At 65.0% G+C, this 545-nt stretch carries 1 protein-coding gene; it reads right to left on the bottom strand.

The window, feature by feature from the left end; genetic code table 11:
* On the bottom strand, positions 1-545 hold a 545-nt coding region (locus AKL29_RS25515), incomplete at both ends, for a DUF5801 repeats-in-toxin domain-containing protein (RefSeq protein WP_244482409.1).

Below are 545 nucleotides of genomic sequence, written 5' to 3'. Positions count from 1 at the left end.
CGTTGGCGCCGGTGAGCTTCAGCGTGTAGGTCGTGTTGCCCGGACCGTCGCTGCCGTAGCTGCCGGCTGAGAAGTTGTTCGAGAAGTCTGCCGTCACGGTGTCGAGGCCGCTCGGCGCCGAGCCGCCCGCTGTATCCGTGCCGACGGGACGGGTCTCGTCCAGAACCAACGTATCCGCCGCCGCGATCACCGTGCCCGCGGTCGGACCGCTATCCTGGATTGCGAACACACCGGAGCCGAGGTTGAGCGACGTCGTCACGCTGTCGCCGTCGGCATCGGTGATGGTCTGCACCAATTGCAGGATTTCCGGACGCGACAGCGTCAGCGTCGCGGCGTCATCCGGGTTGGTCGGATCGGAGTGCCAGATGTTGTTGAGCTGGGTGAAGGTCACGATACCGGTCGAGGGATCGATCGCGATCGTGAAATAATCGGTACCGCCGACCGAGCCGGTGATCGTGTTGCCGACCTGGTTCAGCAGAATCTGCGCGCCCTGCCCGATGCCATCGCCGTCGGCAGTGGTCGTGTCGGTCGCATCGAGCGCAAAG

This window comes from Bradyrhizobium pachyrhizi, assembly GCF_001189245.1.
GTDB lineage: Bacteria > Pseudomonadota > Alphaproteobacteria > Rhizobiales > Xanthobacteraceae > Bradyrhizobium > Bradyrhizobium pachyrhizi.
This window is presented reverse-complemented; position numbering and strand designations above follow the sequence as displayed.